Below are 17,590 nucleotides of genomic sequence, written 5' to 3'. Positions count from 1 at the left end.
TACCTATCCGAGCGAGCTCTTGACCACCTGGGACGTCTGTCCCGCGGGATGTGACCCGTGGATGTACTGGTCGGCCCAGGCGCTGATGATGTGGGCTGCTCGCTGCGCTTGTCCTCGTGCGGTCAGGAGATGGTCTGCTCCTTCGAGCGAGACGAAGCTTCGCGGGTGCCGTGCCTCGTTGAAGATCTCCCCGGCGTTGGAGATGTCGACGGTGTTGTCGGTAGGCGAGTGCAGGACGAGCAGGGGCAGGTCCAACTCGCCTATCCTGTCACGCAGTTGGGCATGGCGGACGTCTTCGACGAAGGCGCGCTTGAGGACCAGGGTCCTCCCGCCGACGAACCATTCGTGCGACCCTTCGCTGAGAACGCGATCCATGACCGCGTCGTACTGTCGCTCGACGTGGCTGGGGTCGACGGGTGCCCCGATCGTGGCGACCGCGCGGACGCCGGTTATCTCGGCCGCTGCGGCGAGGACGGCGGCGCCTCCCCATGAGTGCCCCACCAGCAGGTCTGCCGGCGTCCCTCGCTCCGCCATCAGTTGTGCCGCGCGGACCGTGTCCTGGACCTTGATGGTGAAGGAGCCGTCGCCCCAGTCGCCGTCGGACTCACCGACGCCGAGGTTGTCGTAGCGCAGCATGCCGATCCCCTCGCGTGCCAGCTGCTTGCTGACGCGCGAGGCGGCCGGCGAGTCCTTGCCGAGGGTGAATCCGTGCACGAAGATGCCCCAGCCTCGGACCTCGCCCTCTGGCAGGTCGATTGCTCCCGCCAGTTCGGGGCCGACGACGCTCTGGAATCTGACTTTTTCGGTCATGTGGTGATCACCTAGGCAGGGACTGTTCGTGGGGCGGGAGAGGGACAGGAGAGGGGAGGGCAGGGGAGGAGAAGCGAGCGCGGCGCAGGTCGCTGACGGTACGTCAGGCAGTCGTCCGCTGTGCGGAGTTCGGCTTGGTGGTGAGCAGTGCGGTGATCTCTTCGGCGAGGTGCGGGCCGAGTTCGCCCCAGCCGTCCTTGTAGCCGTAGACACCGGCCAGGGTGCGGGCCTCGTAGTCGCCGTTCATGATCTCGATGTCGGTGGCCGTGATGAGTGCCGGGTGGGCGACGCCGACGGCCGCCGAGACCTTCATCAGTTCCTTGCGGAGGGTGCGCAGGTAGACCGCGGCGCGGGTGGCCTTCGAGGCCGGGTCGAGGCCGCGGGCCAGCCACGGGTTCTGGGTGGCGATGCCGGTGGGGCACTTGTCGGTGTGGCACTTCTGCGCCTGGATGCAGCCGATCGACAGCATCGCCTCACGGGCCACGTTGATCATGTCGGCACCCAGAGCGAAGGCGACCGCGGCGTTCTCGGGCAGGCCGAGCTTGCCGGAGGCGATGAAAGTCAGGTCGTCGGTCAGCCCCAGCTCGGCGAAGGTGCCGTAGACCCGGGAGAAGCCCATCCGGAAGGGCAGCGACATCGAGTCGGAGAAGGTCAGCGGCGCCGCGCCGGTGCCGCCCTCGCCGCCGTCGATGGTCACGAAGTCGACACCACGGTCACCACGCGCCATCAGCGTGGCCAGCTCCTGCCAGAACTCCATCTCTCCCACCGCGCTCTTGATGCCGACCGGCAGGCCGGTCTCGGTGGCGAGCAGTTCGACGAAGTCGAGCATCGAGTCGACGTCGCTGAACGCGGTGTGCCGCGACGGGGAGGCGCAGTCCTCGCCGACCGGGATGCCGCGGATCTCGGCGATTTCCGGCGTCACCTTCGCGCCCGGCAGCATCCCGCCCAGCCCCGGCTTGGCGCCCTGGGAGAGCTTGATCTCCAGCGCCTTGACCGGGGCGCCGGCGACCACGTCCTTGAGCTTGTCGATGTTGAAGCTGCCGTCGTCGTTGCGGCAGCCGAAGTAGGACGTGCCGATTTGCAGAATGAGGTCGCCGCCGTTGCGGTGGTACGGCGAGAGGCCGCCCTCGCCCGTGTTGTGCATCGCGCCCGCCAGCGCCGCTCCCTTGTTGAGCGCCGTGATCGCCGCGCCGGAGAGCGAACCGAAGCTCATCGCCGAGATGTTCACCACGCTCGCCGGTCGGAACGCCTTGGCGCGCCCACGCGGCCCGCCCAGCACCTTGGCCGAGGGCAGTGGGGCCTGCGGGTCGTGCGCGTCGGGCAGCGGGCCGGCGAACGTGCGCTGCTTCAGGTAGGCGTGCCCCTGCATGTGCTCGACGTCGTTGTCGGTGCCGAACCCGAAGTAGTTGTTCTCGCCCTTCGCCGACGCGTAGATCCAGGTGCGCTGGTCACGACTGAACGGGCGCTCCTCGTCGTTGGAGGTCACGATGTACTGCCGCAGCTCGGGCCCGATCGTCTCCAACATGTACCGGGCGTGCCCGACCACCGGGAAGTTCCGGAGCAATGCGTGCTTCTTCTGAACAAGGTCACGGGCGGCCACCAGCCCCAATACCGTCGCGGTGGCTGCGGCTATGTTCCGGGCGCGCATGAACGTACCTTTCCTCGATGCTCGGCTCCATTGCCATGCGAGGGAGCCGTCGTGTCGTGTCGGGCGTTGGGCGGCGGGCACGACCCAGCGGGCGTCAGCGTCCGTCGGAGAACGCGGAATGATAGTAGGGGCTCGTTCGGACAGGCGTGGGGGCAGGGTCGTCGGGGCGATCCGGGACGGGCCTCTGTCGGCCAGTACGTTCACTTTTTGAAGTGATGTCAGCAGTCTTGACGCCCCTCCTTACGCCGAGTTAACTCAAGCGGTGCATCAGGTCTGGACCAATCCGCACTGCTCTGGTCCCGACGCCGTTCCCGGTCACGCACTTCTGATGGCAGTGCGGCCGTCGTCTCCGTCCCGACGCCCGCTCCCCCCCCCCACCGCACAGGAGCCCTTATGTCTTCACCAGCACGGCACGGAAGCAGATCGCGGTCACGGCACATACGTGGCGCCCACCGGAGCACGATCGGCGCGGTCGCCGCCGCGCTCATCGGCGGCACCGCGACCGCGGCGGCCGGCGCCGTACCGTCCGACGGGCCCAAGGCGGCCGGTGCGCCGCAGGCCGTGGCCCCGTACCTCTACAACGGGTGGGGCAACCCGCCCGATCCCGCCACGGTGATGGACGCCACCGGCGTCAAGTGGTTCACCCTGGCCTTCGTCCTCAGCAACGGCACGTGCGATCCGCAGTGGGACGGCAGCCGCCCGCTCACCGGCGGCGTCGACGCGCGGACCGTAGCCGCGATCCGCGCCAAGGGCGGCGATGTCGTCCCCTCCTTCGGCGGGGCCAACGGCAACAAGCTGGAACAGACCTGCCCGGACGCCTCGGCCCTGGCCGGCGCGTACCAAAAGGTGATCGACGCCTACGGCCTGAAGGCGATCGACATCGATATCGAGGGCGACGCCTATGACGACCCCCAGGTGCAGCAGAAGACGATCGACGCGCTGAAGCAGGTGAAGGCCCACAACTCCGGCCTGACGACGTACGTCACGTTCCCCAGCGCCCAGGACGGCCCGGACGACGGCATGATCAAGCGGGCAGCGGGCTCCGGTCTGGAGGTGGACGGCTGGACGATCATGCCGTTCGACTTCGGCGACGCGGGCGGCCAGGACATGGGCGAGCTGACGAAGAAGGCCGCCGAGGGTCTGAAGAACACCGTCAAGGACGCCTACAAGTACAGCGACGACGCGGCCTACCGGCACAGCGGCATCTCGTCGATGAACGGCATCACCGATGCCAACGAGCGGGTCACACCGCAGAACTTCGAGGCCATCCGCGCCTACGCCCAGGAACACCACCTCGCCCGCCTCACCTACTGGTCGGCCAACCGCGACCGCCCGTGCCCCGGCACCTATCCCAACGACGACACCTGTTCCGGCGTGGACCAGCAACCCTGGCAGTTCACCAAGATCTTCGCCGGATACACGGGCTGAGCGGGGGCATCGTGAAACCGAACATGACCCGCGACGGGGCGGCCCGGCCGCGCCATCGCCGCCGCCGCGCCCTGCCCGCCGCTGCCACCTCCCTCGTCCTCGCGGCCGGCACCATGGCCCTCCTTTCCCCCCAGAGCGCGAGCGCAGGACCGGAACACCGCACCCCGCAGAAGCACCTCACAGCAGCGGACGCCCCGGACCTCGGCCCCAACGTCGACATCTTCGACCCGTCGATGTCCAAGGCGCAGATCCAGTCCCGGCTCGACGCGGTCTTCAAGCAGCAGGAGAAGAACCAGTTCGGCGAGGAGCGGCACGCGCTGCTGTTCAAGCCGGGGAAGTACGACGTGGACGCCAACATCGGCTTCTACACCCAGATCGCCGGGCTCGGCGTGTCGCCCGACGACACCGCCATCAACGGCGATGTGCACGCCGAGGCCGACTGGTTCGGCGACAACGCCACGCAGAACTTCTGGCGCGACGCCGAGAACCTGGCCGTGACCCCGGCGAACGGCACCGACCGGTGGGCCGTCTCGCAGGCCGCGCCGTTCCGCCGGATGCATGTGAAGGGCAACCTCCAGCTGGATCCGCGGAACCACGGCTGGTCCAGCGGCGGCCTGCTCGCCGACACCAAGGTGGACGGCTCCGTCTCCTCCGGGTCGCAGCAGCAATACCTCTCCCGCAACACCGAATGGGGCAGCTGGAACGGCTCCAACTGGAACATGGTGTTCGTCGGAGCGACCAACCCGCCGGCCGGCACCTTCCCCCAGCCGCCGTACACCACGGTCGACAAGACCCCCAAGTCCCGGGAGAAGCCGTTCCTCTACGTCGACGGCGCGGGCGCGTACAAGGTCTTCGTCCCCGCCGTCGCCGCGGACACCCAGGGCACCACCTGGTCCGGCGGCGCCCCGAAAGGCACCTCACTGCCGCTGAGTGACTTCTTCATCGCCAAGCCCGGCATGACGGCGTCCCAGATCAACGGCGCACTGAACCAGGGCAAGCACCTGCTGTTCACGCCCGGTGTCTACCACCTGGACGACACGATCAAGGTGACGAAGCCGGACACCGTGGTGCTCGGCCTCGGCCTGGCCACCCTCGTCCCGGACGGCGGAGTCACCGCCCTCTCGGTGGCCGACGTCGACGGAGCGAACATCGCGGGTCTGCTGATCGACGCCGGCCGGGAGAACTCGGACACGCTGATGGAGATGGGCCCGAAGGGCGCTTCGGCAGACCACTCCGGCAACCCCTCGTCCCTCCACGACATCTACTTCCGGGTCGGCGGCGCGGGCGTCGGCAAGGCGACCAGGAGCCTCGTCGTCAACAGCTCGGACGTCATCGGCGACCACACCTGGATCTGGCGGGCCGACCACGGCGACGGGACCGGCTGGACGCAGAACACCGCGGACAACGGACTGACCGTCAACGGCGACAACGTCACGATGTACGGCCTGTTCGTCGAGCACTACCAGAAGGACCAGGTGGTCTGGAACGGCAACCACGGCCGGACCTACTTCTTCCAGAACGAGATGCCCTACGACCCGCCGGACCAGGCGGCCTGGATGGACGGCGGCACCAAGGGCTACGCCGCGTACAAGGTGGCCGACAACGTCACCGACCACCAGGCGTACGGGCTGGGCAGCTACTGCTACTTCGACGTCAACAAGTCCGTCGCCGCCGACCGGGCCTTCCAGGTGCCCCGCACGGACGGCGTGAAGCTCCACCACATGGTGACGGTCTCGCTCGGCGGTACGGGCACGATCAACCACGTCGTCAACGACCAGGGCGACCCGGCGAACGCGGACCACCAGCAGTCGTACCTGGTGGACTACCCGTAGCCCGCACACCCACCCACTCCTTCCCACCCCCACAGCGAACGGCCGCCGCCTCCAACGGCGGCCGTTCGCGTGTTCCCGGTGGCCCTCGCAGACGGCGGCGTCCCGCGCCGCTGGATAGGGTCGGGGTGTGGACCGCAGCAGCAGACAGCCGGATGACCTGCTGGACGACCCGTTCGCCGGGGAAGCGCGGGGTGAGCTGTCGCCCCGGGCGGCCCGGGCGCTGTGGTGGAAGTCCGCCGGTCTGGTCCTCGCCGTCCTCGGCACCTCGGTGCTCGTCGTCGGCACGGAGCGCGGCTGGCGACTGCCGGCGGCCGTGGTCCTGGTTCTCGCGCAGGTCTGCGCCCTGAGGTGGCAGGTGCGCGCCCCGGTCGCCGTACTGGCCGCGAACGCGGCGACCGGGCTCGCGGTGTGGGCGCTGCTGCCCGCGGTCAGCTTGACGGGGGCGCTGCTCGCGGCGCAGGTCGCGTTGTGCGTGCTGTCGGCCACCAGGCCGCGACGGGTGTCGGTGCGGGCGCTCGCGGCGATGTGTCTGCCGGCGCCGCTGGCGTTCGGGGCGGGCGGCCCCGCGGGGCTGGCGGTCTACCTGCTGACGGTGGGCCTGGCCTGGACCGCGGGGCAGTGGCGCGGCGCGCAGCAGGCACGGACGAGCGCGGAGATGCGCCGGGCCGTGATGGAGGAGCGTGCGCGGATCGCGCGGGAGGTGCACGACGTCGTGGCGCACACCCTGTCGGTGATGGTCATCCAGGCGGGCGCCGCCGACGACGTGTTCACCGAACGGCCCGAACAGGCCCGTCAGGCGCTGCGGACCATCGAGACGGGCGCCCGCTCGGCGCTCGGCGAACTGCGCCTGCTGCTGCGTGCGTTCCGGCCCGATGCGGGGGAGGACCGGGCCGAGGAGCGGCAGCCGGGGCCCTCGCTCGCGCGCCTGGACGAGCTGGCGGACACCGTGCGCGCCACCGGGATGACCGTGCGGGTGCACCGTGAGGGCGCCACGGACGGGCTGCCGGCCGCGGTGGACCTGGCGGCGTACCGGATCGTTCAGGAGGCCCTCACCAACACGCTGCGCCATGCGGCCGGCGCCGACGAGGTGAGCGTGCACGTGACGGCCGAAGGGGAGTGCGTGAAGGTCACGGTGGTCGACAACGGGCTTACACGGCAGGGCAGTTCGGCCGCCGCGGGGGCGGGGCGCGGTCTGGTGGGGATGAAGGAGCGTGCCCGGCTCGTCGGCGGGAGCCTGCGCGCCGGTCCGCTGCCCGGAGGCGGGTTCGAGGTGGCGGCGAGGCTGCCGGTGGAAGGGGCGTCATGACGCTGCGCGTGGTGGTGGCCGACGACCAGCTCCTGGTCCGTACCGGATTCCGCATGATCATCGATGCCCGGGACGACCTTGAGGTGGTCGGTGAGGCGTCCGACGGCCAGGAGGCGGTACGGCTGACCCGAGACCTGGCGCCCGACGTGGTGCTGATGGACGTACGCATGCCCGTCGTGGACGGCATCGAGGCGACCCGGCAGATCGCGGAGTGCGGCAGCCGGGCCCGGGTGCTCGTGCTGACCACCTGGGACGTGGACGCGCATGTGGTCGACGCCCTGCGGGCCGGGGCGAGCGGCTTCCTGCTGAAGGACATCCGGCCCGCCGAACTCGTCGACGCGATCCGCCTCACCGCACGCGGCGACGCGCTGCTGGCGCCGACCGTGCTGGGCCGCGTCCTCGACCGGTTCCTGCGCACCACGCCCGACCCGGCGCCGCCGCCCTCCCTCAAGGACCTGTCCGGCCGCGAGCGGGAGGTGCTCACCCTGATCGGGCAGGCGCTGTCGAACGCGGAGATCGCCGAGCGGCTGCGCCTGTCGGAGGCCACCGTCAAGAACCATGTCACCGCGGTGCTGCGCAAACTGGGCCTGCGCGACCGCGTCCAGGCCGTGGTCGCCGCCTACGACCACGGCCTCGTGGAGCCGCGCCGCCCCTGACGGCCCGGCCTCCTCCTCAAGGAGGAGACGGGGAGGCGATCCTCCTGTGCTCCCAGTGCCGGTCCGTTCCCGTGGCCGATCCGTGGCAGGGGTACCCGGCCATAGCGTCGAGGTGTGAACGACGACCTGACCTGCTGCATGTATCTGCTCGCCCACGACGCCGCGGCCGAAGGCCCCTACGACCGTTCCCGGACGGAGCTGCTGGTCCGTGCCGCCGCCCTGATCGACCTCGCGTTGCGCGGTCGGCTGGGGGAGGACGGCGGCACGGTCACCGTGTCCGGCACGGCACCGACCGGCGACCCCGTCCTGGACGGCGTTCTGCGTGACGCCCCCGGGCACACCTGGAAGCACCTCGTGCGCCGCCACCGCAAGCGGACCCTGACGGAGGTGGAGAACCGGCTCGCCGCAGCGGGAGTGCTCACCGTCAAGGAACCCCGCACCCCCTTCGGCACCCGGCGCCTGACCGTGACCGACCGCGCCCTGCCCGACGCCCTGCACGCCCGCGTGTCCGCGGCGCTGCACGGGGACGACCCCGTGCGGGAGATCCCCGCCGCCGACGCCGCGCTGCTGGCGCTGGCCGCGGCGGGCGACGTCCGCTCGGTCGTCTCCCGGCAGGACCAGAAGACCTTCCGAGCCCGTATCGACGCCGGCACGGGGTCTCTCGCCGCCCTCGCCCCCGGCCTGGAGAAGGCCGTACGCGCCCTGCCGATGACCATGATCGCCGCACAGGGCGGCATGGGCGGCAGCTGACCGAACGAACGGGGAGACGATGAACACGCACCGCATCCTGATCACCCTGGGCTGCGCCCTGACCGCCGCCCTCGCGACGGCCTGGACCGCAGCGCCACCGACACAGCCCGCCCCACCCGCCGCCACGACGGTCCGCACCCACGGCGGCCTGGTGCGGGGCGCCGCCCACGACGGCTACCGCACCTTCGAGGGCATCCCGTACGCGGCGCCCCCGGTCGGCAGGCTGCGCTGGGCGCCGCCCCGCCGTGCGGCCCCCTGGCCCGGGGTACGGGACGCGACCCGTCCCGCGAGCGCCTGCCCGCAGCCGGCCGGCGAGGTGCCCGGCGGCAGCACCGACGAGGACTGTCTTCACCTGAACGTCACGACGCCCGACGGCGCGGGACCGGCGCGCCCCCGCCCGGTGATCGTCTGGCTGCACGGCGGCGGTTTCACCACCGGAGCGGGCAACTCCTACGACGCCCGTCGCATGGCCACCCGGGGTGACGTCGTGGTCGTCACCGTCAACTACCGCCTCGGGGCCCTCGGCTTCCTTGCGCACCACGGGCTGCCCGGCTCCGGCACCTTCGGCCTGGCCGACCAGCAGGCCGCGCTGCGCTGGGTCCGCGCCGAGATCGGTGCCTTCGGCGGCGATGCGCACAACGTGACGCTGGCCGGCGAGTCGGCGGGCGGCTACAGCGTCTGCGCCCAGCTCGCCGCACCCGGCGCCGCGGGGCTCTTCGACCGGGCGATCATCGAGAGCGGCCCATGCACAGGCCGCCCCGACCGGCCGTTCGCCCCGTCCTCCGTCCCTCTGTCCACGGCGCGGGCCACGGGCGCGGACCTCGCGGCCAAGGTCGGCTGCGGCTCCGCCCACGACGTGACGGCCTGTCTGCGGCGGGTACCGGTTTCCCGTCTCCTCGCGGCCCAGAACACCGATCAACAGCCCGCCTACGCCACCCCGTTGCTGCCCCGCGACCCCGCAGCGGCGATCGCCGCCGGCCGCTTCCACCACGTCCCCGTCCTCATCGGCAACAACCACGACGAAGGCAACGGCTGGGCCGCCGGGATCGTCCAGGCCGGGAATCCCGTCACCCCCGACACCTGGCCCGGAGTCGCGGCCGCCTTCTTCCCCGTCCCGGGGCAGGCCAAGGCGATCGTCCGCGAGTACCCGGTGCACCGCACCGACGGCGGCCCCGTCTTCGGCGCGGTCATCGGCGACGCCGACTTCGCCTGCCCGACGGCACGAACGGGCAGCTTGCTCGCCACCCAAGTGCCCGTCTGGCAATACGAGTTCGCCGACGAGCACGCCCCGCCGCTCATCCCGGGCACGCCGCCGTTCCCGCTCGGCGCACCGCACGCGAGCGAACTGCCCTACCTCTTCGACCTGGGCGGCCGCCCCCGCGACCTGACCCCGGCCCAGCACCGGCTGGCCGACACCATGGTCGACTACTGGACCCGCTTCGCCCGCACCGCCGACCCGAACGGCCCGTCGTTGCCGCGCTGGTCCCGGCAGGCGGTGCTGTCCTTGGCGCCGGACCACATCGTCCCCACCCGCACGGCGCAGCGGCGCCACCACTGCGCGTTCTGGAACGCCGTCGGGTGACCGCGGAGGCGGCCGCCGTGTCCGTCCGCCGGGACCGGACGGACACGGCTGTTCGCTTCCCCGGGCGCCGCACGGACGCTGGGCACGCGCCGCGTCACGCGACCTCGGCGAGGATCCGCTCCACTGCGGGGGAGCGGGGCCGGAAGACGTCGAGGAGGCCGATGGTGCGCAGGGCGGGAGCGAGTTCTCGCATCTGTGTGACGAGGGCCGCGTGCTCGGGAGTGCCCTCGGTGAGCTCCTCCAGTCGTAGCGCGTTGGCGACGAATGCGGCCACCGATCCCTTGCGGACGGTCAGTCCGTTGATCGCGGTCGAGTCGATGCCCTCGGGCAGGACGTCTTCGGGGCGAACGGCGGGCTGGTGCGGGTTCGAGGACGAATGCGACATGGTCATCCTTTGCGTGCTCGATGAACGTGCTTTCTGCACGCATTCAAAGGTAGCGGAACTCCGTGCTTTTTGCACGTATCATCGAGATGTGAGGGAAACGACGTCTGACAGCACTTCCGCCGCCCGCGTGGCCGCAGCCATCGGGGCGCTGACCCTGCGGGCCACCCGTGCCGGGCTCTACGGCCGGTTGACCTCCGGGGTGGAGGGCGTGGACGCCACGACCTACCCGGTGTTGTCCGGGCTCGCGCGCGTGGGACCCGTCACCGCCACCAAGCTCGCCGAGGCGATCGGAATGGACCGCACCGTCGCCACCCGGTATGCGACCAGGTTGCAGGAGGCCGGGCTCATCGCCCGTCGCCCCGACCCCGCTGACGCCCGTGCCACCGAACTGGCCCTCACCGCCGAGGGCGAGCGGGCGGTCACGGCGTTGCGCGGGGCGATGGAATCCCTCCTGGCCGAGGAGATGACGACGTGGACGCCGGGTGAGGCCGCCGCCTTCGCCGGGCGTCTGGAGCAACTGACGGAGTGGCTCGTTCAGGGCCATGACCCATCGGGCAGCCCCTAGGTGGGCCGTTCGTGCCGATGCGGGTCAGAGGTCCGAGGCCAACTCGACCGGCTCACCCCGTTCGCCCAGGCAACCGGCTCGGGTTCGTTCTACGCCCTGTGGCACCACGACGACCGCGCCGACCTCGCCACTCTTCCCGTCATCCGCTTCGGTGACGAAGGCGATCTCGACATCATCGACGGCCTGCGGAACCTGCTCCGGATGCTCGCGATAGACGACGAGTGGTTCACCCCGTGGGACGAGGAGCGTGCGGCGGACCCCGACGAGGAGCACTCCCCTGGGCACGAGGCGTATGTGGCCTGGCTGAAGGAGACGTTTGGCCTGACCCTTCCCACCGAAGCGGAAGCCGACGAGATCCTGCGGTCGGGCGGCAGGACGTACGGCGTCCGGTTCGTGGAGTGGCTGGCGGAGTTCGGGTCCGAGGCGATCGACTTCGACTCGTGGCGCAAGGAGTTCGACGGCTGCTGAACGTGCATGCGTCAGGCCGGGTGACCGTCCGCGTGCACCCGGCCGCCCTACGATGCCCGCATGCGCGTTCTGATGCCGGTCCCCGATCGCGATTTCGACGTCACCGAGGTGGCCGTTCCCTGGCGGCTGCTCACCGACGCCGGTCACGACGTCGTCTTCGCCACCGAGCGCGCCGGGACCCGACCCGCCTGCGACCCGCGGCTGCTGGCGGCCCCGGACCCGCAGTTCGCACGGGGGCCCCGGGTGCTCTCCGCGCGCGGCACCGCGGACGACGACACGCATGCGTTCCTGGTGCAGGACGGCAACTATCTCTCGGCCCGATGGCCGGGCGATGCGTACCTCTTCGGCCGCCGGTTCTGCGAGATGTTGGAGGCCGCAGAGCGTGCATAGCACTCGGCCGCCTGGTGGTGCGGGAGTTGCCGCGCGGGCAGGATGCGGCATGTGACGACGACGCGGACGTGTGAGGCGTGCGGGACCCAGCTCTCCGCGCGTGACGGCCGGGCCGGGCGGCTGCGCGCCGTCGGCCGGACCGGCAACGGAGAGCTCTGGGCGGTGGGCGGCAAGGGCGCAGCTCCGGTCGCCCTGCGCTGGGACGCACAGCACGGCCGGTGGGCGCGGGCAGCCGACCCGGGCGTGGTCGTACGCGGCCTCGCCACGGTGCCCAAGAGCGAGGAGCTCTGGATCGCCGGAATCGCCCGGCACGGCGACCTGCGCCCGGTGATCACCCGGATGGCGAGCTGATCCTGGCTCTTATATTTTTCTGAGAACTGTGCCGCACAGTCGGGCCCATGGTGACCAAACGCATCGCAGCCAGTGCCGGAATGCTCATGACGATCACCCTGACCGCCGCAGCTGGGACGGCCGTCGCGGGCTGCGCCCCGTTGTCCGCCAGGGCCGCCGCCGCATCGGCCGGAGCCAAGCCGCCGACCAACTACCTGTACGCCTCGATCGGGGACTTCGACGCGACGGTGAAGCCGCTGATCGACCGCCCCGACATCGCCGGTGTGCAGCTGGTGGTGCCGTGGAAGGCGCTGGAGCGGAAGGAGGACCAGTACGACTTCTCGTCGATCGACCAGGCGCTGACGTATCTCCAGGCGCGCCACAAGAAGCTGTTCATCCAGGTCCAGGACCGGTTCTTCGCACCCCCGACCAGGCTCCCGGGCTACCTGCTGGCCGACCCGAAGTACAAGGGCGGCGCGGCTCCGACGAAGAACGAGAACGGCCTCGGCCCCGGTCAGCCCGGTACGGTCGCGGCGCAGTGGAACCCGGAGGTGCGGGGCCGCTTCCAGCATCTGCTGAAGGCGCTGGCGCAGCGGTTCGACGGCCGCCTCGCCGGGGTGAACCTGCCGGAGACCGCCACCGAGGTGGACCTGAAGAAGGACCGCACCGGGTACAGCGACGACGCCTACTTCTCCGCCGAGCTCGCCAATATGGCCTACGGCAAGAAGGTCTTCACCAAGACGCCGTTCATCCAGTACGTCAACTTCTGGCCGGGGGAGTGGAACAACAGCCGTAAGTACATGCAGCGCACCTTCGAGTTCGCGGCGTCGCACGGGATCGGTCTGGGCGGGCCCGACATCCTGCCGGACCGCCCGGCGCAGATGCAGAACTCGTATCCGTTCTTCCACAAGTACCGGGGGAAGCTGCCGCTCGTGGCCATGGCCGTGCAGGAGCCCGACTTCCAGTACAAGAGCCCCAAGACGAAGAAGCCGTACACCCGGAAGGAGTTCATCGACTTCGGTAAGAACACCCTCGGCGTCGACGCCATCTTCTGGGCCACCAGCGCGCCCTGGCTCCACCAGCCGGCGACGCGGTAGCGCCGCCCGACTGCCCCGCCAACACCCCTCAGGGGGCGGCTGTAGGGCTGTCCGTCACCGGAAGTGCGGGGGCTTCGGTGCTGCGGGCCAGTCCCAGTCGCAGGTACACCATCTGCGCGATGTCGGCGATGGAGCTGCTGGCGTTGCGCAGCAGCTCCATCGGCGGGATCTGTACGTCGTACTGCTGCTGGAGCCGGATGAGGAGTTCGGCGCCGGCCCGTCCCTGAGGGGCTGCCCGACCAGCCCCTGAGCACCCTGCTACGGCTCGTCGACGCGGGCAGGCGCAACAGGACCGTACGCAACGCACGCACCTGCTGGAGGCCGTCGGGGACCTGCCCGACCCCGAGCCCATCGACGACACCTGCCTCACCCGGGCATGCGGCGACCCGGATGCCCCCGGCTCCGTATGACATCCACCCGCCGCCTGGTGCGCGCCTACGAGCGCGGGCTGCTGCCGCTCCCGGGCCGGAGCTGACGGGCCCGCCCGCACCAGCCCGCCGCGACGCCGGTCCGGCAGTGGTGTCATGCCATCCAGAAGAAGACGGCAGTCATTCGCTTGTCCTCCAGGGTCCTGCCCCAGTAGCCGGTGGCGCTGTGCATCATGTTGGCGGTGTAGAGCAGCAGCCGGTTGTGGCGGTGCGGCACCCGTACGTCCTCGGTGAAGGAGTCGGGCGGGACGAAGCGCGTTCCGAGAGCGTCGATCAGGTTGTTGTGCGGTGAGGTCACCATGTTTCCGCCGAGCCGGCCATCTGACAGGCTCTGGCGGTAGAAGCTGGTACCGCAGTGCTTGGGCACATGGGGATTGAGATAGAGCACCGCGGCGTAGCGGCACAGCGACCGTGAATCGGTGTGTGGTCGCGGCTCGCACTCGTCCTTGCCCACGACCTGGATGCAGTTGTGGTTGAGGGTGCCGCCGCCGGGTGCGCTTTCCTGCCACAGCCGACGCGCGCCGGTGGCTGCCCTCACCAGCCTTTCGACGCGGGCCAGTTCAGCCGGTTCGAGCCCGGGCATCGTGCGCAGACCGGGCCAGCTCTCGGGCTTGTGCGGATAGCCTTCGACCCAGTCGTCCTTGGCGAGGCAGCGGGCCCGGACGGCATCGACGTCGGGCAGTACATCGTCCAGAACCCAGTAGTCCCGGCCAGGCGTGGGTTTGCGGTAGGGGAGTACGGGGAGCGCCGGGGACCCGGGGGTGTGTGGGGGCATGCGGCCGACCATAGGGTCGGGCCGCGTCAGCACACTCCCGTGAATGGGTCAATCTTGCGTCAACTCACCGCGCTTTACCGAGTGTTGGCGTCTCCATGGGGCAGGGCGGCGACTTTCCAGGCGCCTCGTCTTCCGCGGCTGTCGCCGGCAGCCGCGCCCTCGCGGACGCGCACAGCACACTCCCGGGCTCCCGGACCTTCGCCTACACCTTCGGTCGGCGGTCCGCGGCCTTCGACGGCCGGCTCGGCGCCTGCCACTGCATGGAGCCGCCGTTCGTCTTCGACCGCACAGATCTCCCCGCGCTGCACGGCGAACGCGCCCTGCTCGGCCCCGACCTGCCGGACCGTGCCATCGCGGGTCTCGCCGCCCGCACCCACGCCGCCTGGGTCGCCTTCGCCACCAACGGCGATCCCGGCTGGCAGCCCTACGACACCGACGCGCAGGCCACCATGCACATCGACGGCACCTGGCGCCTGCACCACGGCAACCGGGCCTGAGATGCCCCTGCCGCCCGGCGTGGCGGTCGAGGTCCCGTCGTCACGTGGTGAAGACGAGACTGACGTTGTGTCCGCCGAACCCGAAGGAGTTGGCCAGCGCAGCAGACCACTGACCCGTGCGCTGTTCACCGCGCACCACGTCCAGTTCCACGCGCGGGTCGAGTTCGTCGAGGTTGCGCGTGGCCGGCACGGTGCCGTCCCTGAGTGCGAACAGAGCGGCCATGGCGCCAACCGTTCCGGACGCGCCCATCATGTGCCCCGTCATCGACTTCGTCGCCGTCACCGCAGCCCGGCTGCCTATCACCCGGCCGATCGCCTCGGCCTCCGCCAGGTCACCGGACTCCGTCGAGGTGGCGTGGGCGTGCACGACCCCGATGTCCGCCGGAGCCAGGCCGGCGTCGCGCAGCGCCAGCTCCATGGCGAAGACCTGGCCTTCCGCGTCGGAGGCCGTGATGTGGTTCGCGCTCGAACTCACGGCACCGCCGGCCAGCGTGCCGTACGCACGTGCTCCACGGGCCCGGGCGAACTCGGTGCGTTCGAGCACCATCATCCCCGCGCCCTCGCCCATAACGAACCCGGACCGCTGGACGTCGAACGGGCGGGACACGGTCTCCGGATCCACCGACTGCGTCGACAGGGCCTTCATCTGCGCGAATGCCGCGAGGGTGAAGGGGTGCAGACATGCCTCCACCCCACCTGCGACGACCACGTCCGCCCGCCCGCTGCGGATCAGATCCTGCCCCAGGGCGAGGGCCTCTGCCCCGGACGCACAGGCACTCACCGGAGTCCTGGCGCCTCCCTTCGCGCCCAGATCCATGCTCACCCAAGCGGCCGGGCCGTTGGGCATCAGCATGGGGACCGTGAACGGCGACAGCCGGCGAATCCCGGCGCGTTCGAAGACGTCGTCCTGGCCCAGCGTGGTGAGCACTCCACCGGTCCCCGTGCCGATGACGACGGCGAATCGTTCCGGCTCGACCTGCGGAGCACCGGCGTCCTGCCACGCTTCGCGCGCACTGAGGATGGCGACCTGCTCACCGCGGTCCAGCTTCCTGGCCTCGGCCCGCGGAAGCAGGGCGGCAGGGTCCACCGTGAGCCCGGCCGCAACGTGCACGGGCAGCTCCGCGGCCCACTCCTCCGCCAGAAAACGCACCCCCGACTTACCGTCCAGCAGCCCCGACCACGTCGACGACGCATCGGCTCCCAGCGGCGTCATCGCACCGACGCCCGTCACCGACACACGACCGTTACCGGTCACCTAAGCCTCCTTGAATTGTGCAGATGCTACAGAGTGCCTGACTGGCCCTCATGGCGATCATGTCAGCGTTCGAAAGGGGAATCAGGGGCGAAGACGACCGATTCGAAAGCGAGAGATTGTCCTCTTCCTACAATTCATGTCGGCTCCTTCCGGGAGGGGTCAATGGGCGCTCGCGGCGGGACGGATGACGATTTCGTTGACGTCGACGTGCGAAGGCTGTGACAGGACATGGGCAATGGCCTCCGCGATGGGGGAGGCGGGCAGCGCCACGGCGCGGTGGAGCTGCACGGCGCAGGCCACCGTGGGCCATCTGCGCCAGTCGGCCGGCCTCGACCCGGACAACCCTCGGTTTCTGGAACTCGTCCACACCCTGACCGGACACAGCGCGGACTTCACCCGTCTGTGGAGCACCCACACCGTGCGGGGCAAGACCCAGGACGCCAAGCACTTCCGCCACCCGGACGTCGGTCCCCTGGTCCTCACCTACCAGTCCTTCGACGTACGCGACGCTCCAGGCCAGCAACTCATCGTCTACCAGACCGAATCCGGCAGGCTCAGCGCTCAGGCGCTCAACCTACTCGGCCCCTCCACGCCACCTCGAAGCAGACGGCCTGTAGCCGAAAGCGGTGACTGGATCATCTCCCGCGTCAGCCGTTGCCCCCATGGTCGCCCTTGGCCGTCTGGGAGAAGCCGTCGTGCCAGGCGGCCCGCGCCCCGGAGTCGCCGATCCGGTACACGTCCACGACGGCGCCCGCGGCCACCCCGATGCACAGTACCGCCGCCACGACACGGAGGATCATCGACAACGGGGAAGAGGTGGCTCGGGCCCGCCCCCGGTGGGCCGGCTCCGCCGCGGCCGACCGGCGGGTCGTCCACCAGATCACGGTCGCCAGCACGAACAGCGCCGCGGCCCAGGGGAGCAGCCCGTCGCCGAGTTCGGTGTGCTTGCGCACCAGGGCGTCGCTGTCGACGTGCTGCTCCAGCCACCCGCCCGCTTGCGTGGCCAGCGGCACGCTCGCCAGCGTCACCAGTCCCAGCAGCGGCAGCACAATCCCCATGCGCCGGGCGGCACTCGGCCAGATCGCGCCGACCACGACCGCCAGTGCGCTCAGGGGCACGAAGATGACGACGAAGTGCACGATCAGGACATGTGCGGGCAGACCGTTGATCAGGCTGAAACTCATCGGGTTGTCCTCCGGAAGGCGGCCGTGAGAAGTCGACGCGGGCACGGCCTTCCCGTGCCCGCAAGGTAGGGCCTATCAGCCTGGCAGGAGACTTTCTCAGCTTCTTCTGAAACGTGAGTCATTTCGGCGGCCTCGGCGGCGGCCTCGGCCTCGGTCGGTGGCTTTGGGGCAGGGGCGCTCGACGGACGCCGAGGGTGACCGTCC

General features: G+C 70.5%; 20 protein-coding genes and 1 pseudogene. 13 read left to right on the top strand and 8 right to left on the bottom strand.

Annotated features, from left to right (window positions below):
- Positions 1-3: 3 nt before the first annotated feature.
- Together B1H19_RS04880 and B1H19_RS04875 are read right to left on the bottom strand one after the other, a co-directional pair.
- Positions 4-810 (bottom strand): alpha/beta hydrolase family protein, encoded by an 807-nt coding sequence (locus tag B1H19_RS04880; RefSeq protein WP_083103385.1) that lies wholly within the window; start codon positions 808-810, stop codon positions 4-6.
- Between the two features lie 103 nt (positions 811-913).
- Positions 914-2,458: an FMN-binding glutamate synthase family protein gene (locus B1H19_RS04875; protein ID WP_083103384.1), complete on the bottom strand. Its 1,545-nt coding sequence runs from the start codon at positions 2,456-2,458 to the stop codon at positions 914-916.
- Positions 2,459-2,851: 393 nt separating this feature from the next.
- Here B1H19_RS04875 and B1H19_RS04870 point away from each other — a divergent pair, with 393 nt between their 5' ends.
- From B1H19_RS04870 to B1H19_RS04845, 6 genes are all read left to right on the top strand, one after another.
- Positions 2,852-3,886, top strand: a complete 1,035-nt coding sequence (locus tag B1H19_RS04870; protein WP_418361424.1) for a chitinase — start codon at positions 2,852-2,854, stop codon at positions 3,884-3,886.
- A 23-nt stretch (positions 3,887-3,909) separates the two neighbouring features.
- Positions 3,910-5,718: a coagulation factor 5/8 type domain-containing protein gene (locus B1H19_RS04865; protein WP_083103383.1), complete on the top strand. Its 1,809-nt coding sequence runs from the start codon at positions 3,910-3,912 to the stop codon at positions 5,716-5,718.
- A 127-nt stretch (positions 5,719-5,845) separates the two neighbouring features.
- Positions 5,846-7,024: a sensor histidine kinase gene (locus B1H19_RS04860; RefSeq protein ID WP_083103382.1), complete on the top strand. Its 1,179-nt coding sequence runs from the start codon at positions 5,846-5,848 to the stop codon at positions 7,022-7,024.
- Complete coding sequence (locus B1H19_RS04855) at positions 7,021-7,680, top strand: response regulator (RefSeq protein ID WP_083103381.1); 660 nt, start codon at positions 7,021-7,023, stop codon at positions 7,678-7,680. Before B1H19_RS04860 ends, B1H19_RS04855 begins: the two co-directional genes overlap by 4 nt.
- 114 nt (positions 7,681-7,794) lie before the next feature.
- Complete coding sequence (locus tag B1H19_RS04850) at positions 7,795-8,430, top strand: GOLPH3/VPS74 family protein (RefSeq protein WP_083103380.1); 636 nt, start codon at positions 7,795-7,797, stop codon at positions 8,428-8,430.
- Positions 8,431-8,449: 19 nt separating this feature from the next.
- Complete coding sequence (locus tag B1H19_RS04845) at positions 8,450-10,012, top strand: carboxylesterase/lipase family protein (RefSeq protein ID WP_083103379.1); 1,563 nt, start codon at positions 8,450-8,452, stop codon at positions 10,010-10,012.
- A 94-nt stretch (positions 10,013-10,106) separates the two neighbouring features.
- Here the strand turns inward: B1H19_RS04845 and B1H19_RS04840 are convergent, their stop codons facing one another.
- The gene (locus B1H19_RS04840; protein ID WP_083103378.1) at positions 10,107-10,397 is read right to left on the bottom strand and encodes a hypothetical protein; all 291 of its coding nucleotides are present in this window, start codon (positions 10,395-10,397) and stop codon (positions 10,107-10,109) included.
- A gap of 88 nt (positions 10,398-10,485) precedes the next feature.
- Between B1H19_RS04840 and B1H19_RS04835 the strand changes: the two genes are divergently transcribed.
- The 5 genes from B1H19_RS04835 to B1H19_RS04815 are packed head-to-tail and all read left to right on the top strand — an operon-like array spanning position 10,486 to position 13,247.
- Positions 10,486-10,962: a MarR family winged helix-turn-helix transcriptional regulator gene (locus B1H19_RS04835; RefSeq protein ID WP_237289126.1), complete on the top strand. Its 477-nt coding sequence runs from the start codon at positions 10,486-10,488 to the stop codon at positions 10,960-10,962.
- On the top strand, positions 10,963-11,430 hold the full coding sequence (locus B1H19_RS04830; RefSeq protein ID WP_083103376.1) for a hypothetical protein: 468 nt from the start codon (positions 10,963-10,965) through the stop codon (positions 11,428-11,430).
- A 60-nt stretch (positions 11,431-11,490) separates the two neighbouring features.
- Positions 11,491-11,820, top strand: a complete 330-nt coding sequence (locus B1H19_RS04825) for a type 1 glutamine amidotransferase domain-containing protein (protein WP_083103375.1) — start codon at positions 11,491-11,493, stop codon at positions 11,818-11,820.
- Positions 11,821-11,871: 51 nt separating this feature from the next.
- Positions 11,872-12,171 carry a hypothetical protein gene (locus tag B1H19_RS04820; protein WP_083103374.1) on the top strand — a complete coding sequence of 100 codons (300 nt, stop codon included), beginning with the start codon at positions 11,872-11,874 and terminating at the stop codon, positions 12,169-12,171.
- Between the two features lie 47 nt (positions 12,172-12,218).
- Positions 12,219-13,247 carry a hypothetical protein gene (locus B1H19_RS04815; RefSeq protein ID WP_237289124.1) on the top strand — a complete coding sequence of 343 codons (1,029 nt, stop codon included), beginning with the start codon at positions 12,219-12,221 and terminating at the stop codon, positions 13,245-13,247.
- Positions 13,248-13,275: 28 nt separating this feature from the next.
- Here the strand turns inward: B1H19_RS04815 and B1H19_RS40290 are convergent, their stop codons facing one another.
- A complete protein-coding gene (locus tag B1H19_RS40290; protein WP_257789436.1) occupies positions 13,276-13,407 on the bottom strand; it encodes a hypothetical protein in 132 nt (43 codons plus the stop codon).
- Between the two features lie 362 nt (positions 13,408-13,769).
- The gene (locus B1H19_RS04810; protein WP_083109428.1) at positions 13,770-14,450 is read right to left on the bottom strand and encodes a DUF6445 family protein; all 681 of its coding nucleotides are present in this window, start codon (positions 14,448-14,450) and stop codon (positions 13,770-13,772) included.
- Between the two features lie 95 nt (positions 14,451-14,545).
- On the opposite strand from B1H19_RS04810, the gene B1H19_RS04805 reads away from it, so the two are divergent.
- Positions 14,546-14,947 (top strand): carboxylesterase/lipase family protein, encoded by a 402-nt coding sequence (locus tag B1H19_RS04805; protein WP_203237098.1) that lies wholly within the window; start codon positions 14,546-14,548, stop codon positions 14,945-14,947.
- 40 nt (positions 14,948-14,987) lie between these two features.
- Here the strand turns inward: B1H19_RS04805 and B1H19_RS04800 are convergent, their stop codons facing one another.
- Positions 14,988-16,202 carry a beta-ketoacyl-[acyl-carrier-protein] synthase family protein gene (locus B1H19_RS04800; protein ID WP_107425881.1) on the bottom strand — a complete coding sequence of 405 codons (1,215 nt, stop codon included), beginning with the start codon at positions 16,200-16,202 and terminating at the stop codon, positions 14,988-14,990.
- Between the two features lie 159 nt (positions 16,203-16,361).
- Positions 16,362-16,544, bottom strand: coding sequence for a hypothetical protein (locus B1H19_RS39620; protein WP_418361423.1), 183 nt, complete (start codon positions 16,542-16,544; stop codon positions 16,362-16,364).
- Between B1H19_RS39620 and B1H19_RS04795 the strand changes: the two are divergent.
- A pseudogene (locus B1H19_RS04795) lies at positions 16,504-16,722 on the top strand (MmyB family transcriptional regulator); the annotation flags it as partial. The gene B1H19_RS39620 and the pseudogene B1H19_RS04795 overlap by 41 nt on opposite strands.
- Before the next feature lie 127 nt (positions 16,723-16,849).
- Here B1H19_RS04795 and B1H19_RS04790 read toward each other — a convergent pair.
- Positions 16,850-17,386 carry a DUF2231 domain-containing protein gene (locus B1H19_RS04790; RefSeq protein WP_083103373.1) on the bottom strand — a complete coding sequence of 179 codons (537 nt, stop codon included), beginning with the start codon at positions 17,384-17,386 and terminating at the stop codon, positions 16,850-16,852.
- Positions 17,387-17,590: the final 204 nt, after the last annotated feature.

Source organism: Streptomyces gilvosporeus, from assembly GCF_002082195.1.
Taxonomy (GTDB): domain Bacteria; phylum Actinomycetota; class Actinomycetes; order Streptomycetales; family Streptomycetaceae; genus Streptomyces; species Streptomyces gilvosporeus.
The sequence above is the reverse complement of the archived record's forward strand: the minus strand, read 5'-3'. Positions and strand labels throughout refer to the sequence as shown.